The sequence below is a fragment of the Cellulomonas sp. NPDC089187 genome (assembly GCF_040685135.1).
GTDB lineage: Bacteria > Actinomycetota > Actinomycetes > Actinomycetales > Cellulomonadaceae > Cellulomonas.
In genome coordinates this window covers 565,740-581,239 of the sequence record NZ_JBFBHI010000001.1, presented here as the reverse complement: position 1 = coordinate 581,239, position 15,500 = coordinate 565,740, and the positions used below count along the sequence as shown (strand labels likewise).

Annotated in this window: 15 protein-coding genes; 10 read left to right on the top strand and 5 right to left on the bottom strand. The window is 70.0% G+C overall.

The genetic code is table 11. The features are described 5' to 3' along the window. Positions 1 to 190: 190 nt before the first annotated feature. From AB0N78_RS02800 to AB0N78_RS02775, 6 genes are all read left to right on the top strand, one after another. Positions 191 to 1,183, top strand: coding sequence for an ATP-binding cassette domain-containing protein (locus AB0N78_RS02800; protein WP_363385549.1), 993 nt, complete (start codon positions 191 to 193; stop codon positions 1,181 to 1,183). After that, entirely contained in the window at positions 1,180 to 1,857 is a 678-nt protein-coding gene (locus AB0N78_RS02795) for a methionine ABC transporter permease (protein WP_363385546.1), read from the top strand. Before AB0N78_RS02800 ends, AB0N78_RS02795 begins: the two co-directional genes overlap by 4 nt. Positions 1,858 to 1,897: 40 nt before the next feature. Next, on the top strand, positions 1,898 to 2,743 hold the full coding sequence (locus AB0N78_RS02790) for a MetQ/NlpA family ABC transporter substrate-binding protein (protein ID WP_363385544.1): 846 nt from the start codon (positions 1,898 to 1,900) through the stop codon (positions 2,741 to 2,743). 157 nt (positions 2,744 to 2,900) lie between these two features. After that, the gene (locus tag AB0N78_RS02785; RefSeq protein ID WP_363385541.1) at positions 2,901 to 3,749 is read left to right on the top strand and encodes a PRD domain-containing protein; all 849 of its coding nucleotides are present in this window, start codon (positions 2,901 to 2,903) and stop codon (positions 3,747 to 3,749) included. A 127-nt stretch (positions 3,750 to 3,876) separates the two neighbouring features. Continuing rightward, positions 3,877 to 4,896 (top strand): family 43 glycosylhydrolase, encoded by a 1,020-nt coding sequence (locus tag AB0N78_RS02780; protein ID WP_363385538.1) that lies wholly within the window; start codon positions 3,877 to 3,879, stop codon positions 4,894 to 4,896. Continuing rightward, on the top strand, positions 4,893 to 6,206 hold the full coding sequence (locus AB0N78_RS02775) for an oligosaccharide MFS transporter (protein WP_363385535.1): 1,314 nt from the start codon (positions 4,893 to 4,895) through the stop codon (positions 6,204 to 6,206). The genes AB0N78_RS02780 and AB0N78_RS02775 overlap by 4 nt, the downstream gene beginning before the upstream one ends. Before the next feature lie 121 nt (positions 6,207 to 6,327). On the opposite strand, the gene glnA is transcribed toward AB0N78_RS02775, so the two are convergent. Next, positions 6,328 to 7,752 carry a type I glutamate--ammonia ligase gene (gene glnA, locus AB0N78_RS02770; RefSeq protein WP_363385532.1) on the bottom strand — a complete coding sequence of 475 codons (1,425 nt, stop codon included), beginning with the start codon at positions 7,750 to 7,752 and terminating at the stop codon, positions 6,328 to 6,330. A gap of 219 nt (positions 7,753 to 7,971) precedes the next feature. Here glnA and AB0N78_RS02765 point away from each other — a divergent pair, with 219 nt between their 5' ends. Then, positions 7,972 to 8,460 carry an RDD family protein gene (locus AB0N78_RS02765; protein WP_363385529.1) on the top strand — a complete coding sequence of 163 codons (489 nt, stop codon included), beginning with the start codon at positions 7,972 to 7,974 and terminating at the stop codon, positions 8,458 to 8,460. Between the two features lie 61 nt (positions 8,461 to 8,521). On the opposite strand, the gene AB0N78_RS02760 is transcribed toward AB0N78_RS02765, so the two are convergent. Next, positions 8,522 to 9,331, bottom strand: coding sequence for a hypothetical protein (locus AB0N78_RS02760; protein ID WP_363385526.1), 810 nt, complete (start codon positions 9,329 to 9,331; stop codon positions 8,522 to 8,524). Between the two features lie 59 nt (positions 9,332 to 9,390). After that, positions 9,391 to 10,092 carry a DUF4191 domain-containing protein gene (locus tag AB0N78_RS02755; RefSeq protein ID WP_363385524.1) on the bottom strand — a complete coding sequence of 234 codons (702 nt, stop codon included), beginning with the start codon at positions 10,090 to 10,092 and terminating at the stop codon, positions 9,391 to 9,393. A gap of 141 nt (positions 10,093 to 10,233) precedes the next feature. Between AB0N78_RS02755 and AB0N78_RS02750 the strand changes: the two genes are divergently transcribed. Then, positions 10,234 to 10,758: a flavodoxin domain-containing protein gene (locus AB0N78_RS02750; protein ID WP_363385522.1), complete on the top strand. Its 525-nt coding sequence runs from the start codon at positions 10,234 to 10,236 to the stop codon at positions 10,756 to 10,758. Here the strand turns inward: AB0N78_RS02750 and AB0N78_RS02745 are convergent. Then, complete coding sequence (locus AB0N78_RS02745) at positions 10,718 to 11,197, bottom strand: MarR family transcriptional regulator (protein ID WP_363385520.1); 480 nt, start codon at positions 11,195 to 11,197, stop codon at positions 10,718 to 10,720. The genes AB0N78_RS02750 and AB0N78_RS02745 overlap by 41 nt on opposite strands. Before the next feature lie 96 nt (positions 11,198 to 11,293). Between AB0N78_RS02745 and AB0N78_RS02740 the strand changes: the two genes are divergently transcribed. Further along, the gene (locus AB0N78_RS02740) at positions 11,294 to 13,474 is read left to right on the top strand and encodes an MMPL family transporter (RefSeq protein WP_363385517.1); all 2,181 of its coding nucleotides are present in this window, start codon (positions 11,294 to 11,296) and stop codon (positions 13,472 to 13,474) included. 16 nt (positions 13,475 to 13,490) lie between these two features. Then, a complete protein-coding gene (locus tag AB0N78_RS02735) occupies positions 13,491 to 14,495 on the top strand; it encodes a Gfo/Idh/MocA family oxidoreductase (RefSeq protein ID WP_363385514.1) in 1,005 nt (334 codons plus the stop codon). A gap of 31 nt (positions 14,496 to 14,526) precedes the next feature. Here the strand turns inward: AB0N78_RS02735 and AB0N78_RS02730 are convergent, their stop codons facing one another. After that, positions 14,527 to 15,414: a TIGR01777 family oxidoreductase gene (locus tag AB0N78_RS02730; protein WP_363385511.1), complete on the bottom strand. Its 888-nt coding sequence runs from the start codon at positions 15,412 to 15,414 to the stop codon at positions 14,527 to 14,529. Positions 15,415 to 15,500: the final 86 nt, after the last annotated feature.

Here is a 15,500-nt window from a genome sequence, read left to right as displayed (position 1 = left end):
CTTGCTACCGTCCCCGTCATGACCCGGAGCCGACGCACCCCTGAGCGTCGCTGCTGCCTGTTCGCGGACGACGCCGTCCGTGGCTGCTGTTGTCGGTTCTGACCCGACCCCGACTCACCCTCGGACCAGCGCTCCCCGCGCCCTCGCGTCGACCCGTCGACGCATCCCCCTGCTGCCGAAGGGCTCCGCCATGTCAGCTCCGCGCATCCAGATCACCGGCCTCCGCAAGGTTTACGGTGCCGGCGACCGCGCCGTCGTCGCCCTGGATGGCGTCGACCTCAGCGTGCTGCCCGGGGAGATCCACGGTGTGGTCGGTCGCTCCGGGGCCGGCAAATCGACCCTGATCCGCTGCCTCACCCTGCTCGAACGGCCCACCGAGGGGAGTGTGGTCGTTGACGGCGTCGACCTGTCCACCCTGTCCGAACAGAAGCTCCGCACCGCCCGTCGGGCCATCGGCCTAGTCTTCCAGCACGTCAACCTGCTCGACTCGCGCACCATCGCCGCGAATGTGGCCTACCCCCTGGAGATCGCCGGGGTCGGCCGCGCCGAGCGTCGTCGCCGGGCCCAGGAGCTGCTGGACCTGGTCGGCCTGGGGGATCGCGCCGACGCCTATCCCGCGCAGCTCTCCGGCGGTCAGCGCCAGCGGGTCGGCATCGCGCGGGCCCTGGCCGCCGAACCCGCCGTGCTGCTCTGCGACGAGCCGACCTCCGCCCTGGACGGCGAGACCACCCGCCAGATCCTGTCCCTGGTGCGCGAGCTCCGGGACCGGCTGGGCATCTCGGTGATCGTGATCACCCACGAGATGGCCGTCGTCCGCCAGGTCTGCGACACCGTGACGCTGCTCGACGGCGGCCGGGTCGCCCAGCACGGCGCGGTCCGGGACGTGGTCGCCGACCACGGCAGTCGACTGGCCCGGGAGCTGATCCCGGTGCCGGAGCTGCCGGTGGGGGCCGAGCGGTCACTGCTCGAGGTGTCCTTCGACGACGGCCGGACGTCCACCCGTGAGGTGCTGGCCGTGGTGGCCGGACTGGGCGAAGGGGTCGAGGTCGCCGCCGGTGCCATCGAGCAGGTGGCCGGTCGGGGGGTCGGGCGACTGCAACTGGACGTGCCGGTCGCCCGCCGCGATGAGGTGCTCACCGCCCTGCACGCCGCGGGCCTGACGACCGAGGAGGCGGCCCGATGAGCTGGTGGACCGACCTGATCAGCAACCCGGTGATCCAGCAGAAGTTCCCCGAGGCGACGCTGGAGACCCTGTACATGGTGGTCCTCTCCGGGGCGCTCACCGCGTTGCTCGGCCTGCCCCTGGGTCTGCTGCTGCACGCCAGCTCCACCGGCGGGCTCACCCCGAACCGCCCGGTGAACGCCGTGGTCGGATTCGTCGCCAACATCATCCGGTCGATGCCGTTCCTGATCCTGATGATCGCGCTGATCCCGTTCACCCGACTGGTGGTCGGCACCACGTTGCAGTGGCAGGCCGCCGTCGTCCCGCTGACCATCGGCGCCGTCCCGTTCTACGCCCGACTGGTGGAGACCGCCGTCCGCGACGTGAACCCCGGCAAGGTCGAGGCCGCCCGCGTGATGGGCGCGACCCGACTCAACATCGTGCGGCACGTGCTGCTCCGGGAGGCCCTGCCCGCCCTGGTGTCCAGCTTCACCGTCACCGTCATCGCCCTGCTCGGCTACTCGGCCATGGCAGGCGTGATCGGCGCGGGTGGCCTCGGTGCCCTCGCCATCTCCTATGGCTACCAGCGATTCGACAACGGCGTGATGTTCGCCTGCGTCGTCGTCCTGGTCGTCATGGTCGTGGTCGTCCAAGCCGTGGGCGACCGCCTGGCCCGGCGGCTCGATCACCGCTGACGTCTAGCCCCCTGCACCACCAACCGTCCGGGAGGACATGATGAGGAAGACCTGGGGAGCCCTCGCTCTCGCTGCCGCCACCACGCTCGCCCTGACGGCCTGCTCCAGCAGCTCCGCCACCACCGAGGAGGCGAGCGCCGGCACGACGGAGGGCGGCGTCACCACCCTCAAGGTCGGTGCCAGCCCCACCCCGCACGCCGAGATCCTGGAATTCGTGCAGGACAACCTGGCCGAGGACGCCGGTCTGAGCCTGGACATCGTCACCTACGACGACTACGTCCTGCCGAACACCGCGCTCTCCGAGGGTGACATCGACGCCAACTACTTCCAGCACCTGCCGTACTACACCGCGCAGGTCGAGGAGCAGGGCTACGACTTCGACCACTTCGAGGGCATCCACATCGAGCCCTACGCGGTCTACTCGAATAAGTACGACAGCATCGACGCGGTCCCGGACGGTGCGAAGTTCGGCATCACCAACGACCCCGGCAACCAGGCCCGTGCCCTCGACCTCCTGGCCCAGAACGATCTGATCACCCTCGCTGACACCGGCGACGCCGACCCGACCCTGCTGGACATCGAGGACAACCCGAAGAACTTCGAGTTCATCGAGACCGCCCCCGAGTCCCTGGTCCGAGCCCTCGACGACGTCGACCTGGCGATCATCAACGGTAACTACGCCCTCGAGGCCGGTCTGAACCCGGTCGAGGACTCCCTGCTGATCGAGTCCGGCGAGAACAACCCCTACGCCAACTTCCTGGCGGTCCGCGCCGAGGACAAGGACAACCCGGCGCTGGTGAAGCTGGACGAGCTGCTGCACTCCGATGAGGTCAAGGCCTTCATCGAGGAGCGGTGGCCGGACGGCGAGGTGCTGCCTGCGTTCTGACGCGGGCTGACGGCACGACCCCGGGCGGATGGGGGATCCGGCCCGGGGTCGTGTGCTGTTCGGGTGAATCTGCGCCCGGCGAATCGGACATCGGGAGCGCCGGTGGTGGCATCGGAGCTGACCGACCGGTGGACCTGTGACCGCCCGGAATGCGACCGTGACCCTCGTGCGCGTCACCAAGGTCTTCAACAACAACGCCGTCCTGGGCGTCGACCCGGTCATCGGCGAGCGCGTGCTGCTCGGCACCGGCATCGGCTTCGGAGTGAAGCCGGGCGACCCGGTGGACCCGGCCAAGATCGGCAAGACCTTCGTGCCCACTCGGGGCACCCCTGCGGAGCGGATCGCGCGGTTGTTGACCGACCTGCCGCCGGAGGATCTGGATCTGACCGGTGAGGTGCTGGCCGACGTGCAGGACGTGCTGGGTGCGCAGGCTGCCGAGCAGGTGTTGTTGCCGTTGGCCGATCACCTGAGCTTCGCGCTGCGTCGGATGCGGGAGGGGGCCCCGCCGATCGAGTATCCGTTGCAGTGGGAGGTGCCGACGCTGTACCCGGCCGAGGTCGCACTGGCCCGGCGTGCCCTCGGGGTGATCGAGCGCCGTCGCGGTGTCCGCCTCCCGGACGAGGAGGCGGTGCCTGTGGCGCTGCACTTTGTCAACGCGCAGCTGGGCACGGCAGATATGTCGCAGACCGTGGGCTTGACCCGGCTGCTGTCCGAGGCGGTGGGGGTGATCGACGCCGACCTGGGTACCCGGATCGATCCGCGCTCTGCCGATGCCGCCCGGTTTGTGACCCACCTGCGCTATCTGATCGCTGACCTGCGGGCGGATCGCGGGGTACGGGAGCCTGCCGATGATCAGATGGCGGCGGCGCTGCGGGCGGCGCGTCCCCGGGAGTGGGCGTGCGCGGAGCGAATCGCCGCGCTGGTCGGTGCGCGGGTCGGGCGGGAGGTCGGCGGGGGAGAGGTCGCGTTCCTCGCCCTGCATGTTGACCGGCTGGCGGCACGCTGACCCCTGCGGGCTCAGGTCCCGGGGTCGGGTTGGACATTCGCTCCACGGTGTGTGAGCGTTAACATTACAACGATGTAGAAGCTCACCTTCGACCGATGGTGGTCGGAGGTCTCGATGAGGAGACGACGTGACGAACCAGGTCGGCGTGAACCCGATCGTGTTGCAGCGTGCGGACCCGTGTGTCCTGCGCCACGACGGGCAGTACTACTTCACCGGCTCCCACCCGGCCTACGACCGGATCGTGCTGCGCCGGGCCGAACGCCTGGAGGACCTCCAGGCCGCGGAAGAAGTGACGATCTGGACCCGCCACGACTCCGGCCCGCAGTCACACCTGATCTGGGCACCGGAGATCCACCGGGTGAACGACGCCTGGTACGTGTACTACGCCGCCGCCCCGAACGACCACGGCACCGCCGATCTCCCCGGCACCCCCGAGACCTTCAACCACCGAGTCTTCGTGCTGGAGAACACCGCCGACGACCCCTTCACCGGCGAGTGGATCGACCGCGGCCAGGTCGACACCGGCTGGGAGTCCTTCGCGCTGGACGCCACCAGCACCGTGATCGATGGCCAGCAGTACCTGGTCTGGGCGCAGCAGGCCTTCGACGTACGTGGCCACTCCAACCTGTACATCGCGCCGATGGCGAACCCCTGGACCCTGGCCGGCCCTGCCGTCGAGCTGACGCGACCGGAGTTCGACTGGGAGACCCGCGGATTCTGGGTCAACGAGGGCCCGTCCGTGCTGATCCGCGGCGGACGGGTCTACCTGACCTACTCCGGCGCGGCCACCGGCATCGACTACGCGATGGGCCTGCTCACTGCGGAGCTCGGCAGCGACCCGCTCGACCCGGCATCGTGGACCAAGAGCCAGACCCCGGTGTTCGTCTCCGACCCGACCGCCGGACAGTACGGCCCCGGCCACAACTCCTTCACTGAGCTGGCCGACGGCACCCCGGTGCTCGTTTACCACGCCCGCACCTACACCGAGATCGTCGGCGACCCGCTCTGGGACCCGAACCGGCACGCCCGCGCCCAGATCCTGCCCTTCGGCGCCGACGGCAACCCGATCTGGGGCACCCCGGTGCCCGACACCCGCCCGGTCCCGACCTCCACCGCCATCCTCAGCCCCTCCGGAGAGCTCCAGTGAATGCCGCAGCCGCACCCGCCCCCGACCAGCCCCGCGCCTGGGAATCCCTCAAGCGCGGCGTGTTCTGGAACTACGGCGGCCTGTTCTTCTTCTACTTCGCCATCTGGCAGCTCGCCTTCACCTTCCTGCCGCTCTGGCTCGCCCGTGAGGGCATGGGCCCCGGCGCCATCGGGGTGGTCAGCACCGTCTCCGCGGTCACCGCCCTGGTGCTGCAGCCGATCTACGGCTACCTGCAGGACCGGATCGGATTCAAGAAGTACCTGTTCAGCTTTGTCGTGGTCTGCGCCGCGTTCATGGGGCCGTTCTTCGTCTTCGTGTTCCAGCCCCTCATCGGGGTCAACGAGTACCTGGCGGCAGTCGTCGGCGGCATCTTCCTCAGCCTGTGCCTGAACTCCGGTGTCGGCGTCGTCGAGGCCTTCTCCGAGCGGGCCAGTCGCGCCAACGGCTACGAGTACGGCCACGCCCGACTCTTCGGCTCCCTCGCAGGTGGCACCGCCGCGCTGGTCGGCGGCTTCATCTGGGCCGCCAACCCGGACAGCATCTGGTGGGCCGGATCGGTCTCCGCCATCGTGCTCGGCACCCTGCTGTTCCTGGCCCGGGTTCCCAAGACCGCCACTGCCGTCGAGGCTGCCGGCGAGTCCGACACCGGCGGCACCAAGATCACCAAGGCCACCATCGTCGGCCTGCTCAAGGACCGGAACTTCCTGGGCTTCGTCATCCTGATGTTCGGCACCGCGGCGCTCTACGACGTCTTCGACCAGCAGTTCCCGAACTACTTCGCCACCTTCGTCACCACCGGCGATGCCGAGGTGCTGTTCTCCCGAGTGGTCGCGGTGCAGATCTTCGCTGAGGCGGCGTTCATGGTCGCCGCGCCGTTCATCGTCAACAAGATCGGTGCCCGTAAGGGTCTGATGGTCTTCGCCGCGATCCTGCTGGTCCGCGTGCTCGGCTCGGCGTTCTTCACCCACGAGTGGCTGCTGATCGCCTGGCGCCTGCTCGCCGCCATCGAGATGCCGTTCCTGCTGGTCTCGGTGATGAAGTACATCACCCGGATGTTCGACGTCCGGATCTCCGCCACCGCGTACATGCTCGGCTTCAACTTCGCCAAGCAGATCGGCATCGCGATCTTCGCGTCCGTGTTCGGGGCGTCCTACGAGGCGATCGGCTTCGCGCACTCGTACCTGATCATGGCGGGGGTGATCCTCGCGGTGACGCTGGTGGCGCGGTTCTTTATGTCGGACGACCGGACGCACCTGGCTCCCGGCGAGCCGACCGCTTCGACCCTCGACCAGGCTGCCACCCGAGCCTGACCACCCAGACCGCCCCGGCCTAGCCACCTCAGGCCTGATCGGAGCGGGACCGCAGATGCCACGAGGGGCGCCTCCCAGACGGGAGACGCCCCTCGTATGCGTGCTGACCGGGAGCAGCCGATCAGACGTCGTAGTACAGCTCGAACTCGTGCGGGTGCGGGCGCAGCCGGATCGGGTCAATCTCCGCGGACCGCTTGTAGTCGATCCAGGTCCGGATCAGGTCCGGGGTGAACACGTTGCCCGCGGTGAGGTAGTCGTGGTCCGCCTCCAGGGCGTCCAGCACCTCGGACAGCGAGCCCGGCACCTGCTGGATCTGCGCGTGCTCCTCGGGGGGCAGCTCGTACAGGTCCTTGTCGACGGGCTCCGGCGGCTCGATCCGGTTCTGGATGCCGTCGAGGCCGGCCATCAGCATCGCGGCGAAGCCCAGGTACGGGTTGCCCGAGGGATCCGGCACGCGGAACTCGATCCGCTTGGCCTTCGGCGAGGAGCCGGTGACCGGGATGCGGATGCAGGCGGAACGGTTGCGGGCCGAGTAGACCAGGTTGACCGGTGCCTCGAACCCGGGGACCAGGCGGTGGTAGGAGTTCACCGTCGGGTTGGTGAAGGCCAGCAGCGACGGGGCGTGCTTGAGCAGGCCACCGATGTACCAGCGAGCGAGGTCGGACAGGCCGCCGTAGCCCTTCTCGTCGAAGAACAGCGGCTCGCCGTCCTTCCACAGTGACTGGTGGACGTGCATGCCCGAGCCGTTGTCGCCGAAGATCGGCTTCGGCATGAAGGTGGCGGTGTGGCCGGCCTCGTGGGCGACGTTCTTCACCACGTACTTGAACAGCTGCACCTTGTCCGCGGACTTGGCGAGCGTGTCGAAGCGGTAGTTGATCTCGGCCTGACCGGCGGTGCCGACCTCGTGGTGGGCACGCTCGACCTCGAAGCCGAGCTCGTCCAGCTGCAGGGAGATGGCGTCGCGCAGGTCGGCGAAGTGGTCCACCGGCGCCACAGGGAAGTAGCCGCCCTTGTAGGGGGTCTTGTGCCCGAGGTTGCCGCCCGGCTCCTCGCGACCGGTGTTCCACGCGGCCTCGATGGAGTCGATGTAGTAGAACGACGCGTCCTGGCGGGTCTGGAACCGGATGTCATCGAAGATGTAGAACTCCGCCTCCGGGGCGAAGAATGCGGTGTCCGCGATGCCGGTGCTGCGCAGGTAGGCCTCGGCCTTGGCGGCGACCTGGCGCGGGTCACGGGAGTAGGGCTCGTCGGTGTAGGGGTCGACGACGTGGAAGTTCAGCGCCAGGGTCTTCTCGATCCGGAACGGGTCGATGAAGGCGGTGGTGACGTCCGGCACCAGCTTCATGTCCGACTCGTTGATCGCCTGGAAGCCGCGGATCGAGGACCCGTCGAACATCTGGCCGGTGGTGAAGAAGTCCTCGTCGACCGTGGCCGCCGGGATGTTGAAGTGCTGCATCACGCCGGGCAGGTCGCAGAACCTGATGTCGACGAACTTCACGTCCTCGGACTTGATATAGGCCAGGAGTTCCTCTGGCTTGCTGAACATCCGCTGCTCCTCGGGTCGGGGTGCTCGCGTGAGCGGGCGAGTCGAGGCTAGGCCCGAGCAGTTTCCCTGCGGTGTACCGATTGTTTCCGGCGTGTTACGGATCGCGGCCTTGTGTGTCGAGCAGGTGACCTGACCTGGGCGTTCGTGCGGTGTGTCCAGATCCGGGCGGTCCGTTCCCGTCAGGCGGAACGCCCGGGCTGACCGTTTACCCTGGTGCGCATGGTCGAACGCGAGGACGTCGGGTCGTGGCTGTCCGGGCCGCCGGTGGGCGGTGGGGCGGGCGCGCCGCGGGGTAGTCGCCTGGGTCTGCCGCCGGAGGGGCGCGGCTCGCTGGCCGGGATGGGTCGACGGGTCGGGGCGCTGCTGGTCGACTGGGCCGCCTGTCAGGCCATCGCCTATGCGTTCTTTGATGCGCACCCGATGGCGGCGCTGATCATCTTTGCGGTGGAGAACGTGCTGCTGGTCGGCACGATGGGCTCCACGCTCGGCCACGCGCTGTTCGGGCTGCGGGTGCGTCGACTGGTCGCACCTCGGACCCTGCTGGACGACGGGTCGGCGCATGACCCGGGTCCGGATCTGCCCGCCGGGCCGCTGCGCGGGCTGGTCCGCACGGTGCTGCTGTGCCTGGTGATCCCGGCGGTGATCTGGGACGCCGACGGTCGCGGCCTGCACGACCGGCTGGCCGGCACGGCGATCGTGCGCCGCTGAGCCTGAGCGCGCCGTCCGGGGGTCGGTTGTCGGCACTGGTCCGGCTTGCGCGCGGGCTCCGTTAGCGCCGCGCCCTCCGCATGAGTGCACTCCACTGCTCCGGAGTCAGGGACCACGCCGCACTGGGTGTGCTCGCATCGACGTCGTCCACCAGGTGGCTGCCGGCCTGACGGCGGAAGCTCTCTGCGAGGGACGGGGGCGCGCCCTGGCGCTCCGCCTCGTCGGCGTGCTCCAGGGCACTGCGGAATGCCGGGAGTTGGACACGCTGCCACCTCTCGGCCACACGTTCGTGATCGTGGCGCTGGAGCACCAGGAAGGGGACCGGCCTGCCCTCCGTGAGCGCCGCGACCACGCGGTCGTGACCATCGATGATGACGAAGCCGGCGATGCCGCTGACCTCCCACACGAGCACCGGAGCAAGGGCTCCCTCGCGGCAGAGCCGACGGTGAGCCCGCACCCGGCCCGCGTCTTGCGGGCTGAGTGGGCGCAGCGGGATCAGCGGCGTCTCCCTGGTCCCGAAGTCGTGGTGCGCAGTGCCGCCGACCCAGTCCACGAGCCGCCATCCAGGAGGGAGCAGCGCCGACCCCTGCGGGTCGTGGGTGCCGGTCACCCGCCAGTCGCCCGTATGCAAGGGCGAGGTCGAGGCGGCACGGAGTTGTTCGCGGAACCAGACCGCCCATGCACGCGGGTCGTCCGCCCATCGGCGTGCCTGCTCCGCCGTGAACGGAGGGATGCTCGGGCGACTGGGCTCATCCCCGAGGATCAGGTCGAGTCCGTGCCACCCGTCCTCGATCAGGGCGAGCAGCACGGGCTCCTCGCCCCGACAGATCGCGAGCTGGCGCGCAGCGGAACGGAGCTGAAGGCTCGGCACCCGTGGCTCGGTGACGCGGAATACCAGCGGGTCGACTGTGGGACCGGTCGACATCGAGATCAGCGGCCGCGCATGCCCTTGCGGTCGGGCCGGGCGCGCATCGGGTCGACGCCCTTGGGCACCGGCACCTTCATCGCACCGAGGGCGGTCAGGCGCTTGACCACCTCACCGGTCTCGACCTTGGTCAGCGTCGGCTTGAGACGCTGCACCTTGCGGGCGAGCTGGGGGAGCGGCACCTGGCCCTCCTCACGGCCGACCTCGATCAGGGTGATCGGGACGTTCGGCAGCACGCGGGCGGTGCGCTTGCGCTCGGACTCCAGCAGCTTGTCGATCCGGTGCGAGGGGCCCTCGCCGACCAGGACGACACCGGCCCGGCCCACACCGCGGAACACCATGTCCTGGGTGCGCGGGGACATGGCCACCGGCTCCTGGGTGAAGGTCCAGCCGCGGCGGATGGTGCCGAGGGCGGAGATGGCGGCACCGGGCTGGCCCTCGATCCGACCGTAGGCGGCACGCTCGGCGCGACGGGTCAGGGTGAACATGGCGGCCAGCGCGGCGATCAGCAGCGACAGGAACAGCATGTAGACCCAGTGGCCGATGATCACGCCGATGATCACACCGACGGCGATGATCCCGAAGAACACCGCGAGGATGATCCAGGTGACGGCAGGGTCCTGCTGCCGGGTCATCTGGTATGCCTGCCAGACCTGGTGATACCACCGGGTCTTCTTGACCTTGGGGGCCTTCGGTTCGCGCGCCATGACCCGGGAGTCTACCGACCGTCGGTGCCCTCCCTGCGCCGCGCCGGATCACTACGCCCAGGGCGGACGGGACCTGTGGCCCTGGCAATCGGGTGCCGCTCGGGTCGACGCTGGGGAATCGGTGGCACGGGGGAGGACGAGATGCGCATCCTGGTGACGACGGCGTCCCGGCACGGGGGTACTCGGGAGATCGGTGCGGCGGTGGCCGAGGTGCTGGCCACCGAGGGGCATACGGTGGAGCACCGCGACCCGGAGGACGTTCGGCGGGTGACGGACTATGACGCGGTGATCCTGGGCTCGGCGGTGTACGCCGGGCGGCTGGCGGTGTCATTGCGTGATCTGGTGGAGCGTCAGGGCGGTCAGCTCGCGGCGCTGCCGGTGTGGCTGTTCTGGTCCGGGCCGGTCGGCCATGGTGGGCGGTTGACGGGTGAAGCAGCCACCCCTCCGGATGATCTGGAGGTCATTGCCCGACGGGTCGATGCCCGGGAGGTGGCCGAGTTCGGTGGGCAGCTGCGCAGCGCCGAGCTGGACTTGGCCGAGCGGGCGCTGGTGGCGCTGATCGACGCGGAGGACGGCGACCACCGGGACTTCGACGAGGTGGCCGAGTGGGCGCGCTCGATCGCGGTCAGTCTGCGGGGCGTGCCACCGCGGCCAGCAACTGCCTGAGCTGCGCCACCTGATCGTCGGTCAGGCCCCGGGCGGCGATCCGGTCTGCGGCGTGCTGGTCGGCGGCCAGGGCTGCGGCCTGACGACCGGTGTCGGTGATCTCCACCTGGTGCTTGCGCCGATCCAGGCGGTGCGGGGTGCGCCGGATGTGCCCGGTGCGCTCCAATCGGGACAGGATCCGGCTCATCGTCTGCTCGGTGACCTGGCAGGCGGTGGCCAATTCGGCTTGGTTGTGCGGTCCGCCGAGCAGCATGAGCAGCACCGGGAAGCTGGCGTGGTTGAGTTCCCACGCGTCGAGGTGCCCGTTCCACTCCCGCTCGACCCGGCGCGCCGCCGCCGACAGCAGCCGGCCCAGGGGCCAGTCGGCGGGGTCGTCGGAGGTCATCTCGGACCAGCTCCGCGGGGACTCCGGTCGCCCCCCGGCGGTGTGCTGCGTCACGTCTGCGCCTCCTGTGCCCCGGTCTTGCCGGGGTGTCTCGTCATCGTGTCCTGGTAGATGTTGCCGGATCGGGCGAGCTCCCGCATAGTGCTCAGCATGCTGAGGAATGCTGTGGTGCGGGGTCTGGGCATCCTGGTGCTGGTCGCGGCGTGGCTTGCGGTCGGAGCCTTCGGTGGGATGTCCCAGGGGCAACTGTCTCAGGTGCAGACCAATGACTCGGCGGCGTTCCTGCCGTCGTCAGCCGAATCGACCCGGGCGGCCAAGGAGGCCGAAGCCTTCACCGAGGGCGAGGCCCTGCCGGTGCTGGTGGTGATCACCTCCGATGAGGCCGATGCCGCACTGCCCGCCGATGCGATGGCGACCGTCGGTGCGGCCGCCGAGCAGTGGCCGGCGCTGGACCTGCCCGGTGCAGACCCGGCCGAGGGCGATCCCGCCACGCTCGGTGAGGTGCTGACCGCCGATCCGGTGGTGGTGCCGTCGGAGGACGGTGAGGCGCTGCTGGTGCCACTGTCCCTGGACGCGGAGCAGGCGGACTCGATCCTGGCGAATGATGAGCGGGTCACCGGCGCGGTGGTCGAGGTGCTGCGCGAGGCGCTGGCCGAGGACCTGGGTGGCACGCAGCTGTCCTCCTGGGTGACCGGGCCGGGCGGGTATGTCGCCGACCTGGTGACCGCCTTCGGTGGCATCGACGGTGTGCTGCTGCTGGTGGCGCTCGGTGCGGTGCTGGTCATCCTGGTGCTGGTCTACCGCTCGCCCTTCCTGCCGTTCCTGGTCATCATCAACGCCGTCTTCGCGCTGTGCGCCGCCGCGCTGGTGGTGTACCACCTGGCTGATGCGGGTGTGCTGGCGTTGAACGGTCAGGCCCAGGGCATCCTGTCGATCCTGGTCGTTGGTGCCTCGGTGGACTACGCGCTGCTGATCGTCGCCCGCTACCGGGAGGAGCTGCGCCTGGTCGAGTCTCCGGCCGCCGCAATGCGCACCGCGCTGCGCGCCTCGCTGGAACCGATCAGCGCTTCGGCGGGGACCGTGATCGCCGGTCTGCTCTGCCTGCTGCTCAGCGACCTGGCCTCGAACCGTTCGCTGGGACCGGTCGGTGCCATCGGCATCGTCGCCGCCTACCTAGCGTCGTTCAGCCTGCTGCCGTTGATGCTGCTGATGCTCGGCAAGCGCTCGCGCGCACTGTTCTGGCCGCGCAAGCCGGTGGTCGACACCGACCCCACGCACACCGGACACGGCGTGTGGACCAAACTCGCCGGGTGGGTCGGTCGTCGGGACCGCCGGGTGTGGATCGGCACCACGGTGGTGCTGCTCATCGCTGCCGCGTTCCTGCCGACCTTTCAGGCGCAGGGCACCAGCCAGGCGGATGTCTTCCGTACTCAGGTCGACTCGGTGGACGGCGAGGACGTGCTGGCCGCGCACTTCCCGGCCGGTGTGGTGCAGCCCTCGACGGTGTTCGTGGACGCCGACGAGTCGGATGCGGTGATCGAGGCCGCGCAGGGCGTCGACGGGGTGCTGTCGGCGGCGGTGTACACCGGGTCGAGCAGCTTCGGCGGGGCACCTGGTCAGGAGGAAGTCGAGCCCGTGGTGGTCGACGGTCGGGTCCGAATCGATGTGACCACCGAGGCAGGTGCGGACACCACCGCCGGGGTCGACGCCGTTGAGCGGGTGCGTGCCGCCGTTCACGAGGTTGCCGACGACGCGCTGGTCGGCGGTGCCGCAGCCGAGACCCTGGACGCTCAGGATGCGGGCACTCGGGATCTGCAGGTGATCGTCCCGGTGGTGCTCGTGGTGATCCTGCTGATCCTCATGTTGCTGCTGCGCTCGGTGCTCGCGGCGGTGTTGCTGATGCTGGCCAATGTGCTGTCCTTCGCGGCGGCGCTCGGCGTGGCGGCGCTGGTGTTCAACCACGTGCTCGACTACCCCGGGGCGGACCCGGCGGTGCCGCTGTACGCCTTCACCTTCTTGATCGCGCTGGGCGTCGACTACTCGATCTTCCTGATGACCCGGGTCCGGGAGGAGAGCCTGAAGATCGGCACCCGCGAGGGGGTGCGCCACGGCCTGGCGGTGACCGGTGGGGTGATCACCTCCGCGGGTGTGGTGCTGGCGGTGACCTTCGCGGCGTTGGGTGTGATCCCTCTGCTGTTCCTGGCGCAGCTGGCGTTCATCGTGGCCTTCGGCGTGCTGGTCGACACCCTGGTGGTGCGCAGCCTGCTGGTGCCCGCTCTGGTGCACGACATCGGCGACAAGGTGTGGTGGCCGTCGAAGATCGCCCGGTGACGGCTATCTTGGCGATATGACCGAACTGCGTGCGGGAATCATCGGGTACGGCTCCGCCGGTCGGGGCATCCACGGTCGTCTGCTGCGGGACGTCGGGGCGCAGGTGGTCCGGGTCGTCACCCGTAACCCGGCCCGGGCCACCGCCGCCGCCAAGGACTGGCCCGGGGTGCAGGTCGACGCCACCGCCGAGGATCTGCTCGCCCACGCCGATCAACTCGACGTGGTGGTGATCGCCAGCCCCACCGGTGACCACGTCGCCCACGTCACTGCGGCCCTGGCCGCGGGTGCGCATGTGGTGGTCGACAAGCCATTGGCCACCACCGCCGAGGATGCGGCCCGGCTCGCCGAACTGGGTGCCGGTCGACTCACGGTGTTCCAGAACCGCCGCTGGGACCCTGAGCAGCTCACCCTGCTCGGGCTCCTCGCGGAGGGGAAGCTCGGCCGGGTGCACCGGTTCGAGCGGCGCTGGGAGCGGTGGCGGCCCGTCCCGCAGGACCGCTGGAAGGAGAACGACCCGGAGGCAGGCGGTCTGCTGCTTGACCTCGGCGCGCACCTGGTCGACTCCGCGATCCAACTCTTCGGTCCGGTCGACTCGGTCACCGCGGAGCTGCGCAACCTCACTACTCCCGCGGTGGACGACGTGTTCCTCGCGCTGCGCCACCACTCCGGCACCATCAGCCACCTGCAGGCGGGTTCCCTGGTCGGTGCCCCCGGACCGCGCACCCGCGTGCTGGGCGACCGCGGGGCGTTCCTGGTGACCAGCTTCGAGGGGGAGTCCAGCCCGTTCAGTGTGCTGGACGAGGACGGATCACCCTTCGAGGGGCGACTGGTCCGCGGCGACGAGGTCGTGCCCGTGCGACGTGCCCCCGGCGGGCACCCGGACTTCTACCGCGCGGTGGCAGCGTGGGCGCTGAATGGGGGACCGGTGCCGGTCGACCCTGCCGATGCGGTGCTGACCGCCCGGGTGCTCGATGCAGCGCGGGAATCGGCGGCGGAGCAGCGGGCGGTCCGGTTGGACTGACCGTGCGACGCCCCTCGGGCTGGGGCGATCGTCAGGCCAGCACCGCCTGCGCCGCGTCATCGATCTGCCGGTGCCGGTGCACGAAGCCGCTGGCATCCAGCACCGCGGGCACGATCCGCTGCGACGCCAGGATCTCGTCCGCGAACTCGCCCAGCACCAGCCGCAGCGCGAACCCCGGCACCGGCAGCACCGCCGGACGGTGCACCACCCGCGCCAGCGCCCGGACCACCTGCACGCTCGGAACGGCGTCGGCCACCAGATTGACCGGACCGGACACCGGCACATCGATCAGGTGCCGGATCGCCCGCACCTCGTCCTCCAGCGTGATCCACGCCCAGTAGTTGCGCCCCGACCCCAGCGGTCCGCCCAACCCGAGCCGGATCAGCGGCAGCAGTGGACCCAGGGCGCCGCCGCCGGGGGTCAGCACGATCCCGGTGCGCAGGAACGCCACCCGCACGCGCGGATCATCGACGGCGGGCTGCGCGGCGTCCTCCCACGCCCGGACCACCCCGGCCAGGAAGGTGTCGCCGCGGGCACTGTCCTCGGTGAGCACCTCCTCCCCGCGGTTGCCGTAGGCACCACTGGCCGACCCCTGCAGCAGCACCGGTGGGGGAGCGTCCATCCCGGCGATGGTGCGGGCCAGCAGCGCGGTCCCGGTGGTGCGCGAGGACAGCACCACCTGCTTGCGCGCGCTGGTCAGCCGTTTGTCCCCGACCCCGGCACCGGCCAGGTTCACCACTGCGTCCGCACCGGTCAGCACCGTGGGGTCCAGCTGACCGCGCTCCGGGTCCCACTGCTGCTCTTCCGGGTGCGTCGGCGCGCGCCGCACCAGCCGCACCACGTCGGCCCCCTCGGCCCGCAGCAGCTGCGTCAGCGCTGTCCCGATCAGTCCGCTCGCCCCGGCAATCACCACTCGCATGGGCCCGACCCTAGGGTGATCCGCCGCTTGCCGCCCGAGTTCGGTGCTCCGCGCACGAGGGCGATGGCCCCGCTGACGACGTCGGC